The sequence below is a fragment of the Streptomyces sp. NPDC001407 genome, assembly GCF_042895325.1.
Classification (GTDB): domain Bacteria; phylum Actinomycetota; class Actinomycetes; order Streptomycetales; family Streptomycetaceae; genus Streptomyces.
Map to the genome: position 1 here is coordinate 43,280 of NZ_JBIAWF010000013.1, position 24,644 is coordinate 67,923.

22 protein-coding genes are annotated in these 24,644 nt (G+C 72.3%); 11 read left to right on the forward strand and 11 right to left on the reverse strand.

The features are described 5' to 3' along the window. The first annotated feature begins 68 nt into the window (after window positions 1–68). The 4 genes from ACFY1P_RS19000 to ACFY1P_RS19015 all read left to right on the forward strand — a co-directional run bounded on the left by ACFY1P_RS19000 (window position 69) and on the right by ACFY1P_RS19015 (window position 4,184). Window positions 69–2,321 (forward strand): DNA polymerase III subunit gamma and tau, encoded by a 2,253-nt coding sequence (locus ACFY1P_RS19000; protein ID WP_390751194.1) that lies wholly within the window; start codon window positions 69–71, stop codon window positions 2,319–2,321. Between the two features lie 171 nt (window positions 2,322–2,492). Continuing rightward, window positions 2,493–2,849 (forward strand): YbaB/EbfC family nucleoid-associated protein, encoded by a 357-nt coding sequence (locus ACFY1P_RS19005; RefSeq protein WP_361522351.1) that lies wholly within the window; start codon window positions 2,493–2,495, stop codon window positions 2,847–2,849. A gap of 86 nt (window positions 2,850–2,935) precedes the next feature. Next, complete coding sequence (gene recR / locus ACFY1P_RS19010; protein WP_361522348.1) at window positions 2,936–3,535, forward strand: recombination mediator RecR; 600 nt, start codon at window positions 2,936–2,938, stop codon at window positions 3,533–3,535. Continuing rightward, the gene (locus ACFY1P_RS19015; protein WP_361522345.1) at window positions 3,528–4,184 is read left to right on the forward strand and encodes a DUF5063 domain-containing protein; all 657 of its coding nucleotides are present in this window, start codon (window positions 3,528–3,530) and stop codon (window positions 4,182–4,184) included. Before recR ends, ACFY1P_RS19015 begins: the two co-directional genes overlap by 8 nt. Window positions 4,185–4,203: 19 nt before the next feature. Here the strand turns inward: ACFY1P_RS19015 and ACFY1P_RS19020 are convergent, their stop codons facing one another. After that, the gene (locus tag ACFY1P_RS19020; RefSeq protein ID WP_390751195.1) at window positions 4,204–4,986 is read right to left on the reverse strand and encodes a hypothetical protein; all 783 of its coding nucleotides are present in this window, start codon (window positions 4,984–4,986) and stop codon (window positions 4,204–4,206) included. Window positions 4,987–5,291: 305 nt separating this feature from the next. Between ACFY1P_RS19020 and ACFY1P_RS19025 the strand changes: the two genes are divergently transcribed. From ACFY1P_RS19025 to ACFY1P_RS19045, 5 genes are all read left to right on the forward strand, one after another. Continuing rightward, window positions 5,292–6,563, forward strand: coding sequence for an aspartate kinase (locus tag ACFY1P_RS19025; protein ID WP_116213049.1), 1,272 nt, complete (start codon window positions 5,292–5,294; stop codon window positions 6,561–6,563). Continuing rightward, window positions 6,560–7,660, forward strand: a complete 1,101-nt coding sequence (locus ACFY1P_RS19030; RefSeq protein WP_361522338.1) for an aspartate-semialdehyde dehydrogenase — start codon at window positions 6,560–6,562, stop codon at window positions 7,658–7,660. Before ACFY1P_RS19025 ends, ACFY1P_RS19030 begins: the two co-directional genes overlap by 4 nt. A gap of 434 nt (window positions 7,661–8,094) precedes the next feature. Then, on the forward strand, window positions 8,095–8,673 hold the full coding sequence (locus tag ACFY1P_RS19035; protein ID WP_361522335.1) for a SigE family RNA polymerase sigma factor: 579 nt from the start codon (window positions 8,095–8,097) through the stop codon (window positions 8,671–8,673). Continuing rightward, the gene (locus tag ACFY1P_RS19040; protein WP_361522333.1) at window positions 8,670–9,854 is read left to right on the forward strand and encodes a hypothetical protein; all 1,185 of its coding nucleotides are present in this window, start codon (window positions 8,670–8,672) and stop codon (window positions 9,852–9,854) included. Before ACFY1P_RS19035 ends, ACFY1P_RS19040 begins: the two co-directional genes overlap by 4 nt. A 72-nt stretch (window positions 9,855–9,926) precedes the next feature. Further along, window positions 9,927–10,826 carry an SURF1 family protein gene (locus ACFY1P_RS19045; protein ID WP_361522330.1) on the forward strand — a complete coding sequence of 300 codons (900 nt, stop codon included), beginning with the start codon at window positions 9,927–9,929 and terminating at the stop codon, window positions 10,824–10,826. Here ACFY1P_RS19045 and ACFY1P_RS19050 read toward each other — a convergent pair. Next, entirely contained in the window at window positions 10,753–12,555 is a 1,803-nt protein-coding gene (locus tag ACFY1P_RS19050) for a prolyl oligopeptidase family serine peptidase (RefSeq protein ID WP_361522354.1), read from the reverse strand. The two genes, ACFY1P_RS19045 and ACFY1P_RS19050, sit on opposite strands and share 74 nt — an antisense overlap. A 252-nt stretch (window positions 12,556–12,807) precedes the next feature. Next, the gene (locus tag ACFY1P_RS19055) at window positions 12,808–13,695 is read right to left on the reverse strand and encodes a phenylalanine 4-monooxygenase (protein WP_361522327.1); all 888 of its coding nucleotides are present in this window, start codon (window positions 13,693–13,695) and stop codon (window positions 12,808–12,810) included. A gap of 287 nt (window positions 13,696–13,982) precedes the next feature. On the opposite strand from ACFY1P_RS19055, the gene ACFY1P_RS19060 reads away from it, so the two are divergent. Continuing rightward, on the forward strand, window positions 13,983–15,167 hold the full coding sequence (locus tag ACFY1P_RS19060; protein ID WP_390751196.1) for a DUF4352 domain-containing protein: 1,185 nt from the start codon (window positions 13,983–13,985) through the stop codon (window positions 15,165–15,167). Window positions 15,168–15,237: 70 nt separating this feature from the next. Here the strand turns inward: ACFY1P_RS19060 and ACFY1P_RS19065 are convergent, their stop codons facing one another. The 4 genes from ACFY1P_RS19065 to ACFY1P_RS19080 all read right to left on the reverse strand — a co-directional run bounded on the left by ACFY1P_RS19065 (window position 15,238) and on the right by ACFY1P_RS19080 (window position 18,637). Continuing rightward, window positions 15,238–16,458: an amidohydrolase family protein gene (locus ACFY1P_RS19065; protein ID WP_390751197.1), complete on the reverse strand. Its 1,221-nt coding sequence runs from the start codon at window positions 16,456–16,458 to the stop codon at window positions 15,238–15,240. Between the two features lie 68 nt (window positions 16,459–16,526). After that, entirely contained in the window at window positions 16,527–17,657 is a 1,131-nt protein-coding gene (locus tag ACFY1P_RS19070; RefSeq protein ID WP_390751198.1) for an MAB_1171c family putative transporter, read from the reverse strand. Further along, the gene (locus ACFY1P_RS19075; protein ID WP_361522316.1) at window positions 17,654–18,169 is read right to left on the reverse strand and encodes a hypothetical protein; all 516 of its coding nucleotides are present in this window, start codon (window positions 18,167–18,169) and stop codon (window positions 17,654–17,656) included. Before ACFY1P_RS19075 ends, ACFY1P_RS19070 begins: the two co-directional genes overlap by 4 nt. A gap of 9 nt (window positions 18,170–18,178) precedes the next feature. Continuing rightward, window positions 18,179–18,637, reverse strand: coding sequence for a helix-turn-helix domain-containing protein (locus ACFY1P_RS19080; protein WP_361522313.1), 459 nt, complete (start codon window positions 18,635–18,637; stop codon window positions 18,179–18,181). Window positions 18,638–18,882: 245 nt separating this feature from the next. On the opposite strand from ACFY1P_RS19080, the gene ACFY1P_RS19085 reads away from it, so the two are divergent. After that, a complete protein-coding gene (locus ACFY1P_RS19085) occupies window positions 18,883–19,530 on the forward strand; it encodes a response regulator transcription factor (protein ID WP_361522310.1) in 648 nt (215 codons plus the stop codon). 109 nt (window positions 19,531–19,639) lie between these two features. Here the strand turns inward: ACFY1P_RS19085 and ACFY1P_RS19090 are convergent, their stop codons facing one another. The 4 genes from ACFY1P_RS19090 to ACFY1P_RS19105 are packed head-to-tail and all read right to left on the reverse strand — an operon-like array spanning window position 19,640 to window position 24,570. Next, a complete protein-coding gene (locus ACFY1P_RS19090; RefSeq protein WP_361522308.1) occupies window positions 19,640–19,837 on the reverse strand; it encodes a hypothetical protein in 198 nt (65 codons plus the stop codon). Window positions 19,838–19,895: 58 nt separating this feature from the next. Then, entirely contained in the window at window positions 19,896–20,831 is a 936-nt protein-coding gene (locus tag ACFY1P_RS19095; RefSeq protein WP_390751199.1) for a lantibiotic dehydratase C-terminal domain-containing protein, read from the reverse strand. Continuing rightward, window positions 20,828–23,386 (reverse strand): hypothetical protein, encoded by a 2,559-nt coding sequence (locus ACFY1P_RS19100; RefSeq protein ID WP_390751200.1) that lies wholly within the window; start codon window positions 23,384–23,386, stop codon window positions 20,828–20,830. Before ACFY1P_RS19100 ends, ACFY1P_RS19095 begins: the two co-directional genes overlap by 4 nt. Beyond that, window positions 23,383–24,570, reverse strand: a complete 1,188-nt coding sequence (locus ACFY1P_RS19105) for a PqqD family peptide modification chaperone (RefSeq protein WP_390751201.1) — start codon at window positions 24,568–24,570, stop codon at window positions 23,383–23,385. Before ACFY1P_RS19105 ends, ACFY1P_RS19100 begins: the two co-directional genes overlap by 4 nt. Between the last annotated feature and the right edge of the window lie 74 nt (window positions 24,571–24,644).

The following is a 24,644-nucleotide window of genomic DNA, read 5'->3' on the forward strand; positions in this document are numbered from 1 at the left end:
GGGGTGCGCGGGCTGGCGGTCCTTGTGATCGAGACCACTTGTCAGTGGGGCCCGATATCGTCGTAGGTGTGTCGTCCCTCGCGCTTTACCGCCGCTACCGCCCCGAGTCCTTCGCAGAGGTCATCGGGCAGGAGCATGTCACCACCCCGTTGCAGCAGGCGCTGCGCAACAACAGGGTCAACCACGCGTATCTGTTCAGTGGGCCGCGCGGCTGTGGCAAGACGACCAGCGCGCGCATCCTCGCCCGCTGTCTGAACTGCGAGCAGGGCCCCACGCCCACGCCCTGCGGTGAGTGCCAGTCCTGCCAGGACCTCGCGCGCAACGGCAGAGGCTCGATCGACGTGATCGAGATCGACGCCGCCTCCCACGGTGGCGTGGACGACGCGCGTGAGCTGCGGGAGAAGGCCTTCTTCGGCCCCGCCTCCAGCCGGTACAAGATCTACATCATCGACGAGGCCCACATGGTCACCTCGGCGGGCTTCAACGCCCTGCTGAAGGTGGTGGAGGAGCCTCCGGAGCACCTGAAGTTCATCTTCGCGACCACGGAGCCCGAGAAGGTCATCGGGACGATCCGGTCGCGTACGCACCACTATCCGTTCCGCCTCGTCCCCCCGGGCACGCTGCGCGACTATCTCGGCGAGGTGTGCGGCCGGGAGGACATCCCCGTCGAGGACGGCGTGCTGCCGCTGGTCGTCCGGGCGGGCGCGGGGTCCGTGCGTGACTCGATGTCCGTGATGGACCAGCTCCTCGCCGGCGCCGCCGAGGACGGTGTGACATACGCCATGGCGACGTCCCTCCTCGGCTATACGGAGGGCTCGCTGCTCGACTCCGTCATCGACGCCTTCGCGGCGGGTGACGGCGCCGCCGCCTTCGAGGTCGTCGACCGCGTCATCGAGGGGGGCAACGACCCCCGCCGCTTCGTCGCCGACCTGCTGGAGCGGCTGCGTGACCTGGTGATCCTCGCCGCCGTGCCGGACGCCACGGGGAAGGGGCTCATCGACGCCCCCGCGGATGTCGTGGAGCGCATGCAGGCGCAGGCTTCCGTCTTCGGCGCCGCGGAGCTCAGCCGCGCCGCCGACCTGGTCAACGAGGGGCTGACGGAGATGCGCGGCGCGACCTCGCCGCGCCTCCAGCTGGAGCTGATCTGCGCGCGCGTGCTGCTCCCCGCGGCGTACGAGGACGAGCGCTCGGTGCGGGCCCGGCTCGAGAAGCTGGAGCGCGCGGCGCTCGCGGGCGGCTTCACCGGCGGGGGCGCCCCCGCCGGGTACGTCCCCGGGCCCGAGGCCCACGGCGGGGCGCCCGTCCCCGGGCTCTCCGGGCCCGCGGCCGCACGGGCGGCGGTCTCCGGAGGCGCTCCCGTGGCCCCTGCGACTCCTGTGGCCCCTGTGACTCCCGCGCCTCAGGCCGCACCCCCGGCCGCACCCCCAGCCCCGGCCCAGCCCGCCCCCGCCCCCGCCGCCGCCCAGCCGAGCGCGCCCGCCGGAGCCTGGCCCTCCGCGGCCGCGCCCGGTTCCGCGCCTCAGCAGCAGACGGCCCCGGCCGCCGCCGCTCGGCCCGCGGGCGCCTGGCCCTCCGCCGCCGCTCCCGGCCAGGGAAGCGGGGCGGCGAAGCCCGCCGCCGGGGCGTGGCCGTCCGCGGCCGCGCCCGGTCAGGGAGCGGCCACACCCGCCCCCGCGTCGTACGGCGGGCCGCAGCAGACCGCCCCGCAGCCGCAGGCCCAGGCCCAGCCCTCCGGGGACGCGAGCCAGGTGCGGCAGATGTGGCCGCAGATCCTGGAGGCGGTCAAGAACCGCCGCCGTTTCACGTGGATCGTGCTCAGCCAGAACGCGGACGTCGTCGGCTTCGACGGCACGACCCTCCAGGTCGGCTTCGCGAACGCCGGAGCGCGGGACAGCTTCGCCAACAGCGGCAGCGAAGAGGTCCTGCGGCAGGCGATCACCGATGCGCTCAACGTGCAGTGGAAGGTCGAGCTCGTCGTCTCGCCCGGCGGTGGCGGTGGCGGCGCCGCTCCGGTCGTGAATTACGCGGGTACGCACGGCTCCGGCGGCGGTCAGGGCGGGCCCGCGGCCGCGCCCCAGGGGTCCCCGGGCTTCGCGCCGCGGCCCGCGCAGGCGCCCGCGGCGCCTCCCGCGCAGGAGCAGCGCCAGGGCCCGCCCCCGGCGGCGCCCGCCCGCCGGGAGCCGGAGCCCCCGCCGGTCGCGCTGGAGGACGACATGCCGGAGGAGGACGATCCGGATCTGGTGGACTCCGCGCTCACCGGCCACGACCTGATCGTCCGCGAGCTGGGCGCGACGGTGATCGAGGAGATCGCCAACGAGTAGGACGGGCGCTCGGGGCGCCCTCGCGCGCCCCAGCGGCCCCACTCGTGCCCCGCTCCCGGTCAAGCCGCGGATCGAACAGGAAGCGCAGCCGTAGACCATAGGGCGCGGGCAGCGGCGAACACGTAGGCTCGGGCTACCGAAGGTTTGACGTCGACAGCCAGGAGCGAAACCGTGATCCCCGGTGGTGGCCAGCCCAACATGCAGCAGCTGCTCCAGCAGGCCCAGAAGATGCAGCAGGACCTCGCGGCGGCCCAGGAGGAGCTCGCGCGCACGCCCGTCGAGGGCACCGCGGGCGGCGGCCTCGTGAAGGCCACCGTCACCGGCGCCGGTGAGCTCCAGAACCTGGTCATCGACCCCAAGGCCGTGGACCCCGAGGCGGGCAGCCCGGAGGAGAACGCCGAGACGCTCGCCGATCTCGTCGTCGCCGCCGTCCGCGACGCCAACGCGGCCGCGCAGCAGCTCCAGCAGGACAAGCTCGGCCCGCTGACCGCCGGCCTGGGCGGCGGCCTGCCCGGCCTGCCGTTCTAGGACGGGTCCTAAAAACCCGCCGGGCCGGGGAACAGCCGGCCCGGGAACCGTACGACAACCGCAGAAGCAGAAGGAGTGTTCGATCCGTGTACGAAGGCGTGGTCCAGGACCTCATCGACGAGCTGGGCAGGCTGCCCGGCGTCGGGCCCAAGAGCGCGCAGCGGATCGCCTTCCACATCCTTCAGGCCGAGCCCGCCGACGTCCGCCGGCTCGCGCACGCCCTGACCGAGGTCAAGGCGAAGGTCCGCTTCTGTGCCGTCTGCGGCAATGTCGCCCAGGAGGAGCGGTGCCGGGTCTGCCAGGACCCGCGCCGCGACCCCGCGGTGATCTGTGTCGTGGAGGAGTCCAAGGATGTCGTCGCGATCGAGCGGACTCGTGAGTTCCGCGGTCGCTATCACGTGCTCGGCGGGGCCATCAGCCCCATCGAGGGCATCGGCCCCGACGACCTGCGCGTCCGCGAGCTGCTGACGCGGCTCGCGGACGGCACCGTCACCGAGCTGATTCTCGCCACGGACCCCAACCTGGAGGGGGAGGCCACCGCCACGTACCTCGCGCGCATGGTGAAGCCCATGGGTTTGAAGGTGACGCGGCTGGCCAGTGGTCTGCCTGTGGGTGGCGACCTTGAATACGCCGACGAGGTCACGCTCGGGCGTGCCTTCGAAGGGAGACGACTTCTCGATGTCTGACGCAACGCTGCATGACGCCAAGCGCGATCCCGACGATTTCGCCGTCCAGATCGCGGATTCGATCGAGAGCTTCATCGTCGCCGTCGCCGAGGTGTCGCGCGGCGACGAGCCGGACAGCGCCGTGCCCTTCCTGCTGCTGGAGGTCTCCCAGCTCCTCCTCACCGGCGGGCGGCTCGGCGCGCACGAGGACTTCCTCCCCGACGAGCGCTACGAGCCGGACGTCGGCCCGGAGCCGGACGTCGACGAGCTGCGCGAGCGGTTCGCCCGGCTGCTGGACCCGGTGGACGTTTACTCCGAGGTCTTCGACCCGTACGTCCCGCGCAGCGCGCCCGTCGCCTGCCGGATCTCCGACGACCTCGCCGACATCATCACCGACCTGCGGCACGGCATGGCCCACTACCGCGACGGCCGCGTGAGCGAGGCGCTGTGGTGGTGGCAGTTCTCCTACCTCACCAACTGGGGACCCACGGCCTCCGCGACGCTCCGGGCGCTCCAGTCGCTGGTCGCGCACGTGCGCCTGGACCAGCCGCTGGACGAGCTGGACGGGCTGGACACGGACGCGGCGGCGACCGAGGAGCAGCTGGCCGAGGAGGCGGGGCGCGTGATGGCGGCGGAGATAGGGGGCCCGCTGGGCCTCCCTCGCTCCTGAGGCGCGCGGTTTTCGGCCCTCAGCCGCCGGACGGTGCGGGCGCGGTCGGCCCGTCCGGCCGCTTGCGCCGGCGGAGGACGGCGAGGGCGGCGCAGACCGGCAGGGGCACGGTGGCCAGGCCCGTGATCAGCAGGGGTTCCCACACGCCGTGCACGTACCACGGCGACGCGGCGGCCGTCAGGCAGGCGAAGAGGGCCGCCGCCGAGGGGAGAGCGAGCTGCCGGGGCGAAGGCCGTGCCGGGGCCGTGGAGCGGCGGCCGCACCAGTACGCCGCCCAGAGGAAGCCCGCGGCCGCGGGCAGCAGGGCCAGGGCGAGCGCGTACGGCAGGCGGTAGCCGTTCCGCGGGTCGTCGTGCGTGGTCTCCCGGATGTTGCGGAAGTCGACATAGCGGCTCTTGTGGTGCCAGTAGGTGACGGTCACCCGGTCACCGGGCTTGACCTCGTGGAAGACGCGGGGCCGTCCGGTCATCCGGATGCGGTGGCCGGTGCCGTCGTCCTGGGTGACCGAGAGCCACCACTGCGCCGACCTGCCCGAGGTCACCGTCTCGGTCCCGGCCACGGTGGCCGTCTCCGGCCGCAGGCACTTCTTCGCCACCGCGTCCGCCCGGCACGAGGCGGCGGCCCGGAACTGCCGCTCCTCGGCCCGCGCGCCGGGCACGGTGACCAGCAGCAGATACGCCGAGGCGATCGCGCAGACCGCGCCGGCCACCGCCGCGACCAGGGTCGACCGCCGACCCGTACGGGCCCTTGCGGGAGCGGAGGCGGGGACGGGCGCGGGAGCGGGTGGGCGCTCGGTGCTCACCGCGAGCTCAGCAGCATGCGCATGTTCCGCAGCGCGGAGCAGAAGTGCTTGATCATCATGCGCGTATTTTCCCCCGGCCCTTTTGTGGATCACTCCTCGCCCCGGCACCGGGCGAGGGGGCGCGCGGGCCCGGCTCGGGCGGCGGCGGGGGTGTGAGCTGAGTTACCTTCGAGCGTGGGAGCCGACGCGGCGGGCAGAGGGACCGGCGAGAGCGAAACCGTCTCAGCATGCGGTATCCGCATGGCCGAAAGCAGTCGCTCGTTAGACTGAGCCGACCGCATTACACATAGCTGCGAGGAGCGCACGTGGGCCTTGTCGTGCAGAAGTACGGAGGCTCCTCCGTTGCCGATGCCGAAGGCATCAAGCGGGTTGCCAAGCGAATCGTGGAAGCCAAGAAGAACGGCAACCGTGTGGTTGTCGTGGTTTCCGCGATGGGTGACACGACGGACGAGTTGATCGATCTCGCCGGGCAGGTTTCCCCGATCCCTGCCGGGCGTGAGTTCGACATGCTGCTGACCGCCGGGGAGCGCATCTCCATGGCGCTGCTGGCGATGGCGATCAAAAACCTCGGCCACGAGGCGCAGTCGTTCACCGGTAGCCAGGCCGGGGTCATCACCGACTCGGTCCACAACAAAGCGCGGATCATCGATGTCACGCCGGGGCGGATCCAGCAGTCCGTCGACGCGGGCAACATCGCGATCGTGGCGGGCTTCCAGGGTGTGTCCCAGGACAAGAAGGACATCACGACCCTGGGGCGGGGTGGCAGTGACACCACCGCCGTGGCCCTGGCCGCCGCGCTGAACGCCGAGGTGTGCGAGATCTACACCGATGTGGACGGTGTCTTCACCGCGGACCCGCGGGTCGTGAAGAAGGCCCGGAAGATCGAGTGGATCTCGTTCGAGGACATGCTGGAGCTGGCGAGCTCCGGGTCCAAGGTGCTGCTGCACCGCTGCGTCGAGTACGCACGCCGTTACAACATCCCGATCCACGTGCGCTCGTCCTTCTCGGGGCTCCAGGGCACCTGGGTCAGCAACGAACCGCGAGGGGACCAGCCGATGGAGCAGGCGATCATTTCGGGTGTTGCCCACGACACCTCCGAGGCCAAGGTCACGGTCGTCGGGGTGCCGGACAAGCCGGGCGAGGCGGCGACGATCTTCCGGGCGATCGCGGATGCCGAGATCAACATCGACATGGTCGTGCAGAACGTCTCGGCGGCGTCCACGGGTCTGACCGACATCTCCTTCACCCTGCCGAAGACGGAGGGCCGCAAGGCGATCGAGGCGCTGGAGCGGACGAAGGACCGGGTCGGTTTCGACTCGCTGCGCTACGACGACCAGATCGCGAAGATCTCGCTGGTCGGCGCGGGGATGAAGACGAACCCGGGCGTCACCGCGACGTTCTTCGAGTCGCTGTCGAACGCCGGGGTGAACATCGAGCTCATCTCGACCTCCGAGATCCGCATCTCGGTGGTCACGCGTGCCGACGACGTGAACGAGGCCGTGCGCGCCGTGCACACCGCCTTCGGCCTGGACACCGAGAGCGACGAGGCCGTCGTCTACGGAGGCACCGGTCGATGACCGGCACCGGCTCTGCGGCCCGTGTCCCCTCGGGGGGTACGGGCCGTAGGCCGACCCTCGCCGTCGTCGGCGCCACGGGCGCCGTCGGGACGGTGCTGCTGGGCATCCTGTCGCAGCGCGCGGACGTGTGGGGCGAGGTCCGCCTCGTCGCGTCCGCCCGCTCGGCGGGCCGGAAGCTGACCGTCCGGGGCGAGGAGACCGAGGTCCTCGCGCTGAGCGAAGAGGTCTTCGAGGGCGTCGACGTCGCGATGTTCGACGTGCCGGACGAGGTGGCCGCGCAGTGGGCGCCGGTGGCCGTGGCCAAGGGCGCGGTCGTCGTGGACAACTCCGGGGCGTTCCGGATGGATCCGGACGTTCCGCTGGTGGTGCCCGAGGTCAACGCGCACGCGGCGCTCCTGCGGCCGCGCGGGATCGTCTCCAACCCCAACTGCACCACGCTGTCGATGATCGTCGCGGTGGGCGCGCTGCACGCCGAGTTCGGTCTGAGCGAGCTGATCGTCTCCTCGTACCAGGCGGCCTCGGGCGCGGGGCAGGCCGGCGTCGAGGCGCTGCGGGCCCAGCTGGCCGCGGTCGCCGGCACGGAGCTGGGCGGCCAGCCCGGAGACGTGCGGCGCGCGGTCGGCGACGACCTGGGGCCCTTCCCGGCTCCGCTGGCGCTGAACGTGGTGCCCTGGGCCGGTTCCCTGCGGGAGGCCGGCTGGTCGTCCGAGGAGCTGAAGGTCCGCGACGAGTCGCGGAAGATCCTGGGGCTGCCCGATCTGCGCGTCAGCGCGACCTGTGTGCGCGTGCCGGTGCTCACCACGCACTCGCTCGCCGTGCACGCGCGCTTCGAGAAGGACGTGACCGTGGAGCAGGCGCACGAGATCCTGGCCAACGCGCCGGGCGTGGTGCTGGTCGACGACCCGGCCGAGGGGGAGTTCCCCACCCCCGCGGACGCGGTGGGCACGGATCCGACCTGGGTGGGCCGCGTACGGCGCTCGCTGGACGACCCGAAGGCCCTGGAGCTTTTCGTCTGCGGTGACAACCTGCGCAAGGGGGCCGCGCTCAACACCGCCCAGATCGCGGAGGTCGTGGCGGCCGAGCTCGGCTCGCCCTGAGCCGGACGGCCGCTTCCCGGTGTGCTTGCGGATCCGGGGCCGGCTCCCGATCCGGAGGCCGTCCTGATCCGGGGAAGTGTGAAGGTCCTGTGATCAAGTCGTTGGTCCAGACCTCTTGAGCTGGGCAGATGGTGTGTTCGACTATTCACACCCCTGCCCGACGGTGCGGCCGCGGCCCCGCACCGCAACCGCCGGCCGGGCGGGGAGCGTCTTTGTTGCCGTCTCTCGGGGTGGCATCAAAATCGGGGCATCGAGGAAGAGCTGGTACGCATGAGGGCATATGACGCGTCGTCGAGCGGTGTTCCGACGGACGGGCTGCCTCGCGCGTACAACCCTGACGGGGGGAAGCGTGTCCAACAGGCGTGGCAGAGGTCATCAGCATCGCAACCGCCCCGCGGCGCGGCAGCGCTGTGCGTCCGCGCACGCCTGGCGGTATGCCGGTGATCGCTCCCTGGCCGGCCACCCGCACCACCACCCAGCTGCCGCCCCAGCGTGGGGACGCTGACGAGGCGATGGCAGCGGGCACCACAGTCGACCACCTCACCGAGACCTACCGCGCCCATTACCGGTCGCTGCTCGGCCTGGCGGCGCTGCTTCTCGACGACACCGCGTCCTGTGAGGACGTGGTGCAGGAGGCGTTCATCCGGGTGCACTCCGCGCGCAACCGCGTCCGGGAGCCGGAGAAGACCCTCGCCTATTTGAGGCAGACTGTCGTCAATCTGTCCCGATCAGCGCTCCGCCGCCGCATCCTCGGGCTGAAGCTGCTCTCCAAGCCGATGCCCGACATGGCGAGCGCCGAAGAGGGTGCGTACGAACAGCTGGAGCGAGACCAATTGATCACCGCGATGCGCGGACTGCAGCGCCGCCAGCGTGAGGTGCTCGTCCTCCGCTATTTCGCCGACATGACCGAGGCCCAGGTCGCCGAGACCCTGGGCCTCTCGCTCGGATCGGTCAAGGCCTACGGCTCCCGGGGCATCGCGGCGCTCCGTGTCGCCATGGAGGCTCCGGCATGAACCAGCACTTTCCCGGCGGCCCCCCGCACGGCGAGGGCCCGGCCGACGAGCGTCGCGCCGCCGAGCGTCCGGGCGAGGGCCGGAGCGGGTGGCCGACGCCGCCCGGCTCGTCCGAGTCGCCTGAGTCCCACGGCTCGCCCGAGGCTCCGGAGTCTCCCGAGTCGCTCGACGAGCAGGCCCTGCGGCGGCTGCTGCGCGGCGCCGTCGACGACCTCGAACCCTCCGCGGACGCGCTGGAGCAGCTGCGCCGCGCCGTGCCCGCCCGGCGTACGCGCCGCCGCCAGGCGCTCGTCGGTGTCGCGGCCGCGGTGATCCTCGGCGGCACGGCGCTGCCCGCGCTCCTGCACGTCGCGGCCACCGGCACCGCCACCGACGAACGCCACGCCAACACCGCCAGCGCGCAGAACGCCCAGCCGGAGACCGACGAGGGCCTGAGCGACGGCGTCGCCGAGGGTGGCGAGCGGTCCCGGCCGGACGCCCCCGCCGGCAAGAACCGGCAGGCGGACGAGGGCCGCAAGCCCGAGGGCAACAAGCCGGACAACGAGATCAAGCCGTCCGGCTCCCCCGGCGGCACGATCCCCGACCCCGCGAGCACCTTCGCGGCCGTCTCGCCCACGTGCGACCGCGACCAGCTGGGCAAGGGCTCCGGCACGGTCGGCGCCGCCGACAAGAACGGCCGGGTCTACGGCGCCTTCCGCGTCGTCAACGTCTCGCACTCCGTCTGTACGGTGGCCGGGCCCGGCACGGTCGCCGTCAGCGCGCGCGGCAGCGCCGACAGCGCACGCGTCTCCGTCGTGGACCACACGCCCGGCGACGCCGCGACCGGCCTGCCCAACCCGACCGCGGAGCCCAGCGAGGTCATCCTCCAGCCCGGCCAGGCGTACGAGGTGAAGTTCGCCTGGATCCCGGCCCCCGACGGCGGCCCCAGCGGCTGCGCGAAGAACACGGGCGGGGCCACGCCCACCCCTGGCGGCGGCAGCGCGGCACCCTCGTCGTCGGCGGGCGCCTCCGCCGCCGAGAACAAGCCGACGGTCTCCGACCCGCCCCCGCCGCCGCCCCCGCCGAGCGTGGTGCTCAGCCACACGCCCGACGTCGGCGAGCCCGCGATAGCGGACACGAAGATCAACGAAGCCTGCGCGGGCACGGTGTACCGCACGGGACCCCTCGCCACGGCGCCGTAGCCGGGGCTCCGGCCCGGCCCGGGATCCGGGGGCGCTGGCCGGGAGCGGGTGGCCTGCCCGTACCGTGGGGGTGTGTATCGGTTCCTGCTGACTTCCCGCTGGTGGGGGATCAACGCCTTCGCCGTGCTGGCCATCCCCTTCTGCCTCTTCATGGGCAGCTGGCAGCTCGGCCGCTTCGAATCCCGTGTCGACTCGCACCGCGCGGCGCAGACGCAGGCCGACGACGCCCGGTCCGCCGCGGCCGAGCCCCTGGCAGGCCTGCTGCCGGTCAGCACCGAGACCTCAGGCCGCCGGGCCGTCGCCAGCGGCCGCTACGACACCGACCACCAGCTGCTCGTCCCCGACCGGGACCTGAACGAGCGCAAGGGCTTCTACGTCCTCACCCTGCTGCGCACCGACGGCGGCAAGGCGCTGCCCGTCGTCCGCGGCTGGCTGCCCGGCGACGCGGACTCGCGGTCGGACACCGCCGCCGTCCCCGCCCCGCCGGCCGGCCATGTCACCGTCACCGGAGCCCTCCAGTCCGCGGAGAGCCCCGGCTCCAAGGGCGTACGGGCGGGCAGCGGCCTGCCCAAGGGACAGGTCGGCATCATCAGCGCGGCCACGCTGGTCAACCTCGTGCCGTACGAGGTCTACGACGCGTGGATCACGGCGCCCGAGGCCCAGGGGGCGATGACCCCCGTGCCCGCGACCGCCGCGCCCGGCAGCGGCCTTGACCTCAAGTCCTTCCAGAACCTCGGCTACACCGGTGAGTGGTTCGTCTTCGCCGGCTTCGTCGTCTTCATGTGGTTCCGGCTCTTCCGCCGCGAGGCGGAGGCCGCGCGGGACCTCGCGCTCGGCATCGCCCCGGACGAGCCCGCGGGACCGGCCGGACCGTCCGGCCCCACGGGCGGCGCCGGCCCTACCCCTCCGAGCGGTCCGGACGGCGGCCCAGGTGACGCTCCGCAAAAGCGATCTCCAGCCGGAGCTGCTTGACCCGCTCCTCCACCACCAGTGAGCCGTGGCCCGCGTCGTAGCGGTACACCTCCAGGGGGTGGGCGCGCTCCTTCAGCCGGTCGACGTAGTTCTCGATCTGCCGGATCGGGCAGCGCGGGTCGTTCATGCCCGCCGAGATGTAGACCGGCGCGCGCACCTCGTCGACGTACGTCAGCGGTGACGACGCCGCGTAGCGCTCAGGCACCTCTTCCGGGGTGCCGCCCAGCAGCGTGCGGTCCAGGGCCTTCAGCGCCTCCATCTCGTCGTGATAGGCCGTCACATAGTCGGCGACGGGCACGGCCGCCAGGCCGAGCGCCCAGGCGTCCGGCTGGGTGCCCAGGCCCAGCAGGGTCAGATAGCCGCCCCACGAGCCGCCCGAGAGGACCAGCCGCTCGGGGTCCGCGAGGCCGGAGGCCACGGCCCACTCCCGCACCGCCGCGATGTCCTCCAGCTCGATCAGGCCCACCCGGTGCTTGAGGGCGTCCGTCCAGGCGCGGCCGTAGCCGGTCGAGCCGCGGTAGTTGACCCGGACCACCGCGAAGCCGTGGTCGACCCAGGCCGCGGGGCCCGCGGCGAACTCGTCGCTGTCGTGCCACGTCGGGCCGCCGTGGATGTCGAAGACCGTCGGGAAGGGTCCCTCGCCCTCCGGCTTCTGCACCAGGGCGTGCACCTTGCCGCCCGGCCCCTCAACCCAGGCGTCGCCGACCGGGACCGAGCGCGGGGCACGGCCGATGCCGCCCGGCACCCGCGGCGGCTCCAGCACGAGCTGACCGCTCGTGGAGCGGACGGCGGGCGGCGTCGCCGCCGAGGACCACAGGAACTCCACCGTGCCGTCCGGCCGCGGCAGCGCTCCGGAGACGGTGCCCTCGGGGGTGTCGAGCCGGCTGAGGGAGCCGTCCGCCAGGCCGTACCGCCACAGCTCGCTGCGCGCCTGGAAGCTGTGCTCGACGAGCAGCGCGGAACCGTCCGGATACCAGTCGGCGTGCAGATCACCGGGCAGGTCCAGGTCCAGCGTGGTCTCCTCGCCGGTCGCCGCGTCCCACAGCATCGGCTCCCAGCGGCCGCGCCGCTGGTGCCCGACGAGCAACCGGGAGTCGCCGTCGACCGGGGCGAAGCCCATGGCCGTCAGCCCGAGCTCCTCGGTGCCGCCGCGGGTGTCGTCCAGCTCGGCGACGGTGGTGCCGTCGGTGCGCACGATGCGGATCGCCGAGTGCATGGCATCGCCGTGCTCGGTGTGCTCGATGGCGATCAGGGTGCCGTCGTGGGAGAGGTCGCCGACGCCCGCGGACTCCTCGTGGTGATAGATCTCGACGGGCTCGGCGCCGGGGCGCGCCACGTGGACCGTCGAGCCCCCCTTGTCCGTGGACCGGCCGACGACCGCGGTGCCGTCCCGGCCCAGGGCAAGGCCGCCGGGATAGGAGGGGGCCAGGCCCGGCGCGGCCGGCTCGTCGGCCCCGCCGTGGAAGGGCTGGCGCATCCAGACGCCGAACTCGTCGCCGTCGGAATCGGAGAACCACCAGATCCATTCGCCGTCCGGCGACAGCACCCCGCCCGTCGTGCCGTTCGGCCGGTCGGTCACCTGGCGCTGCTCGCCCGTCGCGCGGTCCCAGGCGTACAGCTCGAAGGTGCCCGTCACGTTCGAGACGAACAGCGAGCGGTCCGGGGCGTCCTCCGCCCACTGCGGCAGTCCGATCCGCGGCGCCCGGAAGCGCTTCTCCCAGTCGGGCATGGCCGCCCGTGTCGCCGCCTCGCCCGTCGTGCCCCCCTCGGCCTGCGTGGTCCCGCCGGTCAGCTCGGCCCCGTTGCTCTCAGTCATGGCCCCATTCTGCGCCGCGGGTCCGACATCGTGTCGCGGGGTGTCACAGCCTGTGGATAACTTCCGTCGCCGGGACGCCCCGGTGATCCTTCCGAAGTGCCGCATCCGTACGGAACTTCAGCCTCCGGTAAGCCGTCGGCCAGGCTTCCGGCCCTGCTCACCGGGTCACGAGCGGTCGCCGCGGCTCGCGTGGACGGCCAGTCGTGAGCCCTCCTCGTCGTCGAATTCCTCCAGGAACGCCGCGAGCACATCGGTGAGATGTTCCGGCGACCGCGCGCGGAAGAGCACCGGCTGGTACCCCGAGACGCTGTAGTGCGTCCGCACCATGTCGGACGGGTCCAACTCGCGGATCTCGCACCGGCCCAGCTGCGCGAGCTCCCCGGAGGAGGAGAGCAGCGCCGCGCCGTACGCCTTGGTCTCCGCGCGGTCGGCCATCACGCCGAATTCCAGCGTGAACCAGTACACCCGGCTGATCAGGTCCAGGGCCTGGCGTGTGCGCACCCGCAGGGCCGCGCGCCCGAAGAGGCGGTAGAGGTCGGCGAAGCGGGGGGACGTCAGGTGGATGCCGTGCCCGAACACATCGTGGATCACGTCGGGTTCGGGGGTGTAGAGCGGTATCGACGGGTGCCGCACGAACTGCACGGCGTGGAAGTAGCCGCGCTCCATCGAGCCGAGGAAGCGCCGGTTGTCCACGAAGCCCCCGGCGAGCGTGAACGCGAATCCGGTCAACCTCCGCAGCTCGGCGCTCACTTCCTCGTGCTGGGGGATGCGGTCGGCGGGGACGGGGGCGACCTCGGCGGATTCCAGGACCGCGCGGTGCGCGTACAGGCGGTGGGCGTCGGCCAGCGCCGCGTGGACCGTGCGCCAGGTCGCGTGCTCGCTCTCGGTGTACGCCACGTGCGGCGAGGGATCGCCCACCCGGTGCCCGCGGGCCGGTCGCGTCAGTGCCGCCCGCCGCTCGAGGTACCGCCGGTCGCGTCGCCCCGGGTGCTCCGCCGGTGTGCCCAGGCACCCGTCCGGCGTGACTGGTGTCCGCATCCACGCATCACTCATGACACACAAGGTGCCCACGTGGATCCGAACCGTAACCATTGCGGCCGCTGGGACAACTGGTCGCATCCAGGGGCCCTTGGCGCCCGGCGCGCGGGATACGCTTCGTCAAGGTTTGCCTAAAAATTTAACAAAGGCGCCGAGATCATTCGCGCTGTCCCAGGCATCCGCACCACCTCGACCTACCCGCCCTGCCCCAGAAAGCCGCGTGCATGACCACCCCGCCGCCTACTCCTCCGCCGCCGCCCGGGACCGAGCCGTCGCTCGGGACGGAGCCTCTGCCTTCCGGGATGGAGCCTCTGTCCTCCGGGATGGAGCCCCTGTCCTCCGGGCCGGAGCCGACTTCGTCCGGGGCGGAGCCTCTGACGCCCGCGACCGAGCCTTCGCCCGCCGCCGAGCCGGTTCCGTCCGGGACGGAGCCCCAGCCTGAGCTGAAGCCCTCGCTGTCCAAGGCCGAGCCGGCCACGTCCGCGACGGAGCACGCTCCGGCCGGAGAGCGGACTTCCCCCGCGGCCGCGACCCAGGCTCCCCCGGCGCCGGCTTCTCCGTTCCCCGGCGCGCAGATGCCCCCGCCGCCCGGCATCCAGCCTCCGCCGCCCTTCGGAGCGCCGCCGCCCCCGCCGCCCGGCATGCACGTACCGCCGCCGCACTGGGGGCTGCCGCCCGCGCCGCCGCTCGGCTTCCCCCCGCCGCCGCCCGCGCTGCCCAGCAACGGCGCCGGGATCACGGCGCTGGTGCTCGGCTGCATTGCCGTGACGACCGGGTTCGTGTTCTTCCTCTTCTGGCTCACGGCGATCCTGGGCATCATGGCCGTCGTGTTCGGCATCGTCGGCGTGAACCGTGCGCGCAACGGCGTGGCGTCGAACAAGCCGATGGCGATCGTGGGCACCGTGCTCGGTGGCGTCGGCATCGCCCTGTCCGTCGTCGGTCTGGTGCTGACCGTCTTCCTCGTCGGTGAGGTCAAGAAGGGGATCGATGAAGAGGCCAAGGACCGCGACACGTCCGCCAGCGCGGAGCCCACGCCCTCCGAGGAGGAGGACGAGGACGACGGCCTGACGAAGCCGGACACCCAGACCCTCGACTTCGGCGGGACGGCCCGTTACTCGAACGGCCTCAAGATCACGGTCGCGAAGCCGGAGAAGACCGAACTCAGCAGGTACAGCGTCAAGGAGGGGTACGTCGCCTACAAGGTCGAGGTGACCGTCGAGAACGGCACGGGCAAGACCGTGGACCTCGACCTCACTTCCGTCAAGGCGCGCGACGGTGACGGCGCGGGCCTGGAGCGCACCTACGACAGCGGCAACGGCATCGGCTTCAGCCAGGGCGTCACCGGCCGCCCGCACGCAGGCAAGTCGGTCACCGGCACCTACCTCTATCTGGTGCCCGAGAAGAAGGCCGGCGACCGCATGGAGGTCAGCGTCGAACCGGGCGTGGTGACCTACAAGGAAGCCGCCTGGAGCGGCTCGGTCAAGTGACGGGACGCGGCATGTGAGAAGGGCCGGAGCGGCACACCGCTCCGGCCCTCTTCCGTTCTGCGCGCCTGTTCTACGCGTCCGTTCCCGTGAGCCGGGTCAGGGCGTTCTCCGGGACGTGCGGCCGGCCCCCGGCCAGCACGAGCCGGACGTCGCGCAGGGCCTCCAGTTCGGCCAGCGGGTCGCCGTCGACGACGAGGAGGTCGGCGCGGTAGCCGGCGGCCAGGCGCCCGGTCTCCTCGGCGATGCCCAGGGCGCGCGCGGCGTCGACGGTCGCCATGTCGATGATCCGCGCCTCCGGGAAGCCCAGGTAGCGGAAGAACTCGAGGCTGCCCACGAGGTTGTCGAAGTCCGCGCGCGGCACGCCCGCGTCCGTACCGGCGATCAGGGACACCCCCTGCTCGGCCATCCAGCGCACACGCGCGAACAGCACGTCCGCCCGCTCGTACCCGAACCGCTCGGCGAACGCACGCCAGTTGGGGCTGGCCGCCGGGCACACCTGGATCCCCTTGGCGGCGATGTCGGCGACGACGTCCTCCCGGGCGTCGAAACCGCCGTCCGTCATCCACGTGCAGTGCTCGATGGTGTTCACCCCGGCGGCCACCGCCGCGGCGATCCCCTCCGTGCCGTGCGCGTGCGCGGCGACCGGCAGGCCGAGGGCGCGGGCCTCCGCCACCACCACGCGGAGCTCGTCCTCGGTGAACTGCGACTCCCAGGTCGCGTGCCCGCCCTTGGTCAGCCCGCCGCCCGTGGCCATGACCTTGATGACGTCGGCGCCCTCGGCCGCGTTCCGGCGCACCATCTCGCGGATGGCCTCCTCGCCCTCGACCTCGCCGCCGAGGAACCAGCAGTGCCCGCCCGGCACGGTCAGCGGCCGTCCGGCGGCGAGGACACGCGGGCCGGGCACGTCGCCCCGGGCGATCGCGTCCCGCAGCCGCATGGCGAGCCCGCCGCGGTCGCCGAGGTCGCGCGCCGTGGTGACACCGCTGCGCACGAGCTGTCCGGCCCGCTTGGCCATGCCCAGGAGCAGACCGGTGTCGTCGCTCTCCTTCAGGGCGCCGACCGGGTCGGCGCTCGCGTCGAAGGCGAGGTGCACATGGCAGTCGATGAGCCCCGGGAGCACCGTGGCGTCCGGCAGCGATATCCGCCGCACGTCCTGCGGGGCGGCAGCTTCGACCTCCGCCCGGTGCCCCACCGCGGCGATCCTGTCGCCCTGGACGAACACCGCGCCGTCCTCGACGTACCCGCCGCCGGGCTCCGTCAGCACCCGTCCTGCCATGACCAAGAGGTCCATCACGTCACCATTTCCGTACGGGATCGCTTGCTTCATCTCTGTCCGCCGGCGCGGGAGTCAGGCCGGGTTCACGCGGCCCTCAGCGCGTCCGACAGGGCCACCAGCTGCCGGACGTCGGCGTCGAGCCCGTCGCCGTCCGGCATCGCCACGGGGATGGCCTTCTGTGCCGACTGGTCGTCCGGGTCGTAGACCCGCAGCGCCAGGCGGAGCTTCTCCGCGAGCTCCTGGGGCGAGACGCTGCCCGGGGCGGCGTCGGCGAGGCCGAGGCGGGCGAGATAGGGGCTGATGCGCACCAGGCCGTCGCGGCACTCGATCACTCTGCGGTAGTGGCTCCGGTGGACGCTGCGGACGCGCAGCGCGTCCCTCCAGGGGTTGGTGGGGACGCGGCCGAGCGCGTCCTGCGGATACGCCTTGTGCAGCAGCAGCCAGAGCGGCTGCAGCCGGTGGTAGTTGCGGCGGTGCTGCCACCAGACGCGGAAGGCCGCGAGGCGGGTGGCGATGCCGGGGTAGGTCACACCGATGACGAACACCGGGATGGAGAGCGCCAGGAGCAGCGCGACGCTCCGGGACAGCGGGCGCGGTACCTCCCCGTCGAGCCAGCGCACCAGGATGAACGCCGCCCGCGCGGCACTGGAGAGCACCATGCCGGCCATCGCCCCGGCGGCCAGCCACAGTCCGGTGGACAGGGGCCGCGCCGAGGCGCGGGCGTAGCGCAGGGTCCAGGCGAAGGCCGAGCCCAGCGCGTAGGCCAGATAGAGACCGGCCACCAGATAGAAGAGGGCGACGTGCGTGACCCGCATGTCCGCGCTGGCGTAGACGTGGCCGGTCGCGTGGTCCGGGGTGAGCACGGTCAGCAGGGTGATCACGACGATGGTGACCGAGAGGGGGATCAGCTCCCACCGGGCGCGCCTGCGGCCCCGGTCGCGGTCCGTCGCCGAGTAGAGGTAGAAGCACATCAGGCAGTAGACCGTGCTGAGCAGCAGCACGTTCTGCACGAGTTTCGCGGCGCCCGGGAGCGTGACGGCGTCGAAGCCGCGGGCGGTCGCCGGGACGCCGAAGGGGAAGGCGACGGTCGCGCACGCGAGACAGAGGGTGACGGCGCGCAGGGCGTAGTCGTGCGGTGCCTTCGACAGCTGGAAGGCCTTCCAGCAGAGCGCGACGACGAGGACGGTGCCGACGACGACGAGGGACGCGATCACAGCCACCCCTGCCGGTCTCCGAGGGCCGACTGCACCCGGCGCAGGGACGGGTCGCTCGGTGCTCTGGGGGCCACCCGGTCAAGGACGGAGGCCCATTCCAGGATGATGGTGGCGACCAATTCGGCCTCGCGCTCGTGCTGCTCGTCGTAGGAGGTGCGGCGCAGAGCCCGCTTGATGGTGCCCAGGCACATGTCCGGAGCCATCTGCCGCCAGAATTCGTCGTCGGCGTCGTCGCTGTGGTGGTCGGCGAGAATATGGCCCACCTCGTGCAGGATGATGTGATCCTGGTGGATCTTGCTGGTCTCCTGCTGATAAAGGATGTAATCCGCGGACGCGGTGGCTATCCAGACCCCGAACGGGCCGGGCATCGGCAGCGAGTAGGGCACCAGCCGAATGGGCCGCCGTCGCCGCTCACCGAGAAGCCGGCACAACTCCTCGACATTCAAGGGCGGCTGGATGTCCAGGGCGCGAAGCTCGCGCTTGCAACGGCGCCGCAGCTCTCGCTCTCTCACGTGCACTCCTCAGCCGGGGGAGTCCATTCCTCCCCGGCGTTCCGCTTGTTCCAGCCGGTAGACGACGTCCAGCAGATCCATGACCTGCTGGCGGCGTTCCTGGGACAGCTCACCGGCCCTCATTGCCATCAGTTTCACGTCTTTGCCGGCGACGTCCTCTTCCCGGCGCTCCTGCGCGGTCCTGAGGAGCTCCAACTGCTTCTCGACGCGGCTCGTCACCTCGTCGTCGAAGAAATACGCGGCGGGCACCCCGAAGAAATCCGCGAGGGCCTGCACGTGCTTGAGGGTCGGGTTCTGCTTCTTGTCCTTGCGGAGCTGCCAGATGTAGCTCTGCGAGATCGTGACGCCGCTCGCGCGAATGGCCTCGGCCACATGCTCGTTGCTGTACTCCTGGCCCCCTCTTGGCTTCACGCTGGCGAACAGGTGATTGAGCTTGTCGGCCAGGCTACGGCTCGCCCGCTCGCTCATGACGCCTCCCACGGCATCGCCCTCTTCTCCACCCGTGTAAACGTACATGGACTCCGCCGTTCTCACCACAGTTGAATCGCCCCGACCACCGGGCTAAGCTCCGCCGGGAGTTCCACTGAGGTGAATGTCGTGGATCGGCGCACTTGCATGTGAGTCTAGATCCGTGGAACTCGTGGCCGCTGAGAGGGGTACCGCCCCGCCGGATGCCGGTGGGTGGGGAACGGGCCCCGTTGGGGGGATTTGTAGTGGTACGACTGGTGGTCGCCGATGGGCAGGACGCGATGCGCGCGGGGGTCGTGAGCGTCCTGGAGGGGGATCCGGACATCGAGGTCCTGGGGGAGGCCCGCACCGGCGAGCAGGCGGTGGGAATGAGCGAGGCGCTCAACCCCGACCTCGTCGTGCTGGACGCCTATCTGGCGACGGCCGGCGGGATCGAGGCGACCCGGCGCATCGTGGAGCGGGGGTGCGACGTCCTGGTGCTGACGGCGCTGGGACTCGCGGCACACGTCAGGCGCGCTCTTCAGGCGGGCGCCGTCGGATTCATGCTCAAGGACGCCACCCCGGCCCAACTCGTGCAGGCCGTGCACCTGGTGGCGAGCGGCCAGGGATTCATCGATCCCACCGTGGTCCGTTCCTTCGTGCACGCCGTGGCGATGACGCCGCCGGAGACCTCGCCGGCCGTCGGACTGCCCGGCCTGGGATCGCTGACCCGGCGCGAACAGGAAGTCGCCTGCTATCTCAGCAAGGGCCTGTCCAATGTGCAGATCGCCCGCCGGATGCAGGTCGCGGAGAACACCGTGAAGACCCACGTGAGCCGCATCCTGGCCAAGCTTGGACTGAAGAGCAGGATCGAGATAGCCCTGCTGACCCAGGAACTCTCGCTGAGCGCCTGACGCTTCCGATTCCAGTCCGCTTCCGGTCCGATTTCAAGAGGGCGTGAAAAGGGCCGGGTGCCGTGCGAGGAGCACCGCATCCGGCCCGGCCTTTCCGCCCGGCGGCGGACTACGCCCCGGCGCCCCGGCTCTTCCGGCTCCGCCAGACATTCCCCGCCGTGGCGAAGAGAACGACGGAAAGCGCTATGAGAACCGCGCGCGGGGCGGTGTCCTGGAAGACGACCGCGCCGACCGCTGCCGCGATTCCCGCCAGGGCGGCGATGACGACCAGCGGGGAACCCCCGTTTGCCGACGCCTGCTGTTCCATGTGAGCTCTCCGTCCTCCGGCTGACGCCGTGGTGCTGTTCCTTGTCACCGGGCTACCGTCAGCCCTGCCCGGCGAGGGCCGTTTCATTCCGCATCGACGCCGCGATGATTCCCAGCATCGCCTCTTCACGAGGCAGGATGCCGAGCCGGTTGAGCATCATATGTGCCTGGTGGAAAACGAGATGGCCGGTCGTACGCGGCACTTGATGACGTCGGGTGTGGCTCAAATACGTCGTCAGCACCGCCGTCCAGGAATCCGCCCACTGCCGGACCACAGGGTCGGCGTCGAGGGCCTCGGCCCGCTGCCGCAGCCCCCGGTCGTCGCGTTCCGCGCTGCGCCGGAGCAGCTCGCGCAGGCCGGCGGCCTCGCTCCCGGCGTCCTGCGTCCACCACTGGAGGTGCCGCGGCCAGAACTGCGCCGGGCCGATCGCCCCCGCCTCGCCGACGGCGCTGGCGAGCAGCAACGCCTCGCCCGCCCCGCGCAGCAGCAGCACGGCGAGAGCCGCGCGATCGGGCAGCCTGGGGTAGGCGTTGGCCCACCGCGCCAGGTCGCTGGAGTGCTCGAAGACCTCCTCGGCGAGCCGGGTGCCCACGGGCCCGCCGTACTTGTCGTCCTCGGGCTCGTAGAGACCCACGTCCGCCCCGTCCCTGCGCCCCTGGAAGGGGCGCAGGTCCATCGGGAACAGCGGGTCGTACGCCGCCACGCTCTCCCGCCCGAGCCGGACGCAGTCGGCCCGCAGGGACGGAAGGCGGCGGTGCAGGGAATCCAGCAGGTCGCGGCCGCCGCGGAAGCGCACCCGCAGATGAGGGCCGTCCCAGTCGGTGTAACGGATGAAGAACCACCGGTCCGCGCCGGCCTCCTCCGCGAGGTCCACGAGCGGCGGCAGCAGCCGGTCGACGGACGCGTCCAGGCGCTCCAGGCCACCCGGATACAGCCGCGCGTACCACCAACCACCGCAGTCCACGGCCGAGTCGGGTCGTGGCGACAAGGTCATCGCTGCTCCAGCCGTGCGTAGGAAGCGGGGGCCTGCCCGCTGTCGTTCTCTCGTCCCGGGCGCGGCCGGTCCCAGCGCAGCAGCGACACGTGCTCAGTGGCGTGCCGCAGCCCGTCGCCGTCCCGTACCCAGTGCCCGGCGGGCCCCGGCAGGGCCTCGGCCAGCCGCACGCTCGTGGCCGGGTCGAGGTCCCGGGTGTGGTGGACCGCCGCCCATACGGCGTGCGGGCTGCGGAACGACAGCCACAGGGGCTTGCGTACGGCGGCCGACGCCGCGGAGGCCGAGCCGCTCAGGGACAGGAAGACCTCGTCCGGTATGCCGTGCCCGGTGCGCCAGCGGTGTACCCGGCGGAAGAACTCCTCGGCGCTCTCCCCGCGTTCCGGGCGCGGCAACTGCGCCGGCGCGAAGCGCCAGGTGCGCCGGCCCAGCACGAGCCGGCCCCGTACGTCACCGGGCAGCTCCTCCACCGCCCCTTCGGGGAGCGGCGGATCCGTGTCCAGGGGACTGCGGGTGCAGCACAGCCGGGAGCCGTTGACCCACGGATCGGCCAGGCAGAGCAGCAACCGCGCGACCCCGGAGACCAGATGGGACGGGACGACACCGAGATACACGGGAGCGACGGCCTGCCCGAGCGCTCCTGTCATCTCCAGGGTGCCGTTGTCCGCGTCGTGGTGGAGGGCGACGGGCGGGCCGCCGGGCGCCACGCCCTCGGCACCGGGCTCGCCCGGCCAGTGGAAGGGCGGCAGGACGCCGTCGGCGGCGTAGTGCATGCCGTTGACGTCACCGCTCAACGTGACCTGGAGCGGCTCGGCTTCGGGGAAGGAATCGCCGATCCAGGTGCGCAGCCCCTCGGTCAGGTCCGGTGCACCGGGGCGGTCATCGGCCAGCAGTCTGCGGAAGCGGGCGACCAAACCACCCATTCCGGGGTTGTATTGGTTGACGACCAGCTTGTACTGGCCCGCCCGCACCTCGTCGGCCGACCCGGCCGCGAGCTGGTACAGCACGGCCGTGTTCGGCGGCGCGCTGCTCCGGCCGACCGGCAGCCAGGCGCGCTCCGAGGGCGTGCCGATCGCCCGGTAGTCCGCCATCAGTGCCTGCGACAGCCGCTGACCGTGCGCGGGATCGGCGGCCACCTCCCACAGGAACCGCACGACGTCGTCGCAGCGGCCGCCCTCGCCGTACCGCCGCACGAACTCCTCGACCAGCCAGTCGTAGAGGTGGGAACGGAAGATGTAGGGGCGTACGGTCCGGCCCAGCTCGGCCAGATCGCTCCCGACGTGATCACCGGGAAGCTCCACCGGGATGCCGGACACCGCGTCCTCGTAGGCGGCGAACGGGGTCATGGGGAGCGAGGCGTCGTCGGTGGGCCGCGTGGCGGTCTCCAGGCGGTCGATGACGGACAGCCTGTCCTGTCCCGGCAGTTCGTGGAGGGCGTGCGTTTCCGCCTCCACCTCGCGCAGCAGCGCCGCGGTCCGGGCGGCCTCCGGGACGTCCAGGCGGTCGAGCGCCCCAGCCAGCGCCGCCAGCGGACGCTCGTCGCCGTTCACCCAGGGGGTGACGAGACGCAGCAGGCCGGTGTCCAGCAGCCGCAGATAGGCAGCGAAGGGATCCTTCCCGCCGAGCCTTTCGAGGCATTCGGTGACCCGCATGCGCGGCCAGGAGGACACCTCCTCCACGAGCCCCGCGTACAGGCCGGCGTCGGTCAGGGTGTCCGAGCGCCAGGCGAGTTCGGCCTTCGGGTTGTAGGACGGCGTCATGACGTACGGGCGCCCGGCGACGTACCGGACGGCGTCATTGGGCTCGGCCTCGAAGGCCGCGGCGAGGCGCTCGTCCCGGCCGAGCAGGTCGAGCCAGGAGCGCACGTGCTGCTGGGAGACGTAGGTCAGGGCGCGGCCGTCGGCCGTGCCGCCGTCCAGCGCGACCGCCGTCAGCCGGGAGAAGGGAGAGGTCTTGAGCGCGGCACGGGACGCGTAGCCGAAGACCGCGCGGGACGCCTTGCCGTGCGGGTGCAGCGGCTTGCTTGTCAGGTGGCGCAGCAGCCCGGGAGCGGCGTGCGCGAGCCCTTGGGACAGGCCCTGGTGGGTGAGCAGCTCGCGCAGCCGCTCGGTGGCGACGGCGGTCTCCCGGGCGTACGCGGCGTCCGTCTCGGTCCGGGCCTCGGTGAGCCGGTGCATCCGGTCCAGCCAGCGGCGCGTGAGCTCGCGGGTCTCCGGGTCCAGGACGGCGTCCACCTCGCGCGCCTGGTCGCCGGCGAGCACGTACGGGCGGCCGTTGTGGACGGCACGGCGCAGTGCCAGGACGGTGCGGCGCACGCCGGGAGCGTCGTCCAGAGAGGGGACCACCGCGTGCAGGGCGTCGGCCAAGGGGACGGCGACGTCGCGGAGTTCCTCCTCCAGCGCGGTCTCCGCGGCGAGGGAGGAGGAAGTCTCCCGCAGTGCCACATCGAGGGCCTCGACCGGCAGGCCGTTGACCCGGTGCAGAGTGAAGGGGGACAGCGAGGGGGCCATGTCGTCCGCAGGGGCGTGCCGGCCCGCGGCGAGGAGGGCGGTCGTCATGCTCCGCGCACCGCCTCGAAGATGTGCCACCAGGAGAGCAGCACCGCGCCCACCATGAACACCCCGTACGCCAGGCACAGTCCGCCGAAGGTCAGATAGCCGGCCCGCTTCGCGCGGGAGGCGGTGAGCAGGTGGCTGGGCAGGGGCACGCGGGTCACCAGGTGCGTCAGATAGGCGAACGAGCGGCCGCGCAGGTTGACGGAACCCATGGCCGACTCCAGTGCCTGGTAACCGTCCGACGGCAGCAGGGGATTGAGGTTGATCATCATCAGGAAGAGCTGGGAGTAGAGCAGCGCGCCGGCCACATCGGCCACCGCGCCGTGCGTGGACAGCAGCACCACGGCGGTCACGCCCGCCCAGATGGCGTCGCTGAGCGGCCCGGCCAGGGCGATGAGCACCCGGGGGGCACGGCTGCGCACCCGGTAGGCGTCCGTCCGGTCGACGTACGCAACCGGCATGACGTAGAGCATCAGCGTGATGCCCGCTTCGCGCACGGGCACCCGGAGGTACTGGCACACCAGGGCGTGCCCGAGCTCGTGGACGGCGATCTGCGCGGCGAGCAGCAGCATGGCCAGCCACGCCCAGGAGGACAGGTGCGGGACACCGCGCTCCGCGAGGGCCACGCAGACCGCGCCCGCGCCCGCGGCCACCAGCAGCAGCCAGCAGGTGACGACCGCCGCGACCGGCAGCCTCCGCAGCAGCCGGGCGACGGGCTCCAGGAGGACGTGCACGGAGCGGGTGAGCGCGAACCTGGGCATGCGCTGGCGCAGCGAGTGCTTCATCAGCCGCTGCCGGCGGTTCTGCCCCTGGGGCGCGAGGGTCAGCACGCCCGCCTGCCGCAGCTCCCCGAGGAACCGCACCACGGAGGTCTCGATGCGCTCCGGGTCCGCGGAGGAGGAGGCCGTCACCCGGCGGACCACCTCACGGGCGGTGGGGGCGTCGTCGAGGAGGGTCAGGATGACCGTTCCGGCGCGGGACAGGGCGACGTACTGCCCGGTCTCCGTGTCGAAGAGCAGGGGGCGGCCGTCGATGCCGTCCATCTGCTCGATGGAATCCTTCAGGGCGAGCGGCGCGGTGTCGAGCCAGGCTGTGTCCTTGGGGTCCTCGACCACCTCGGGCGGCTGCGCACCCGCGTCACCGGCCGCGGCTTTCGTACGGGTGGTGGCCGCTGCGGGGAGTCGCACGGCTGACCTCCTGGGGAATACTGGCGGGTGGCGCCGCCGGGTCGGCAATCTTGCACATTGCCGACCCGGCGGCG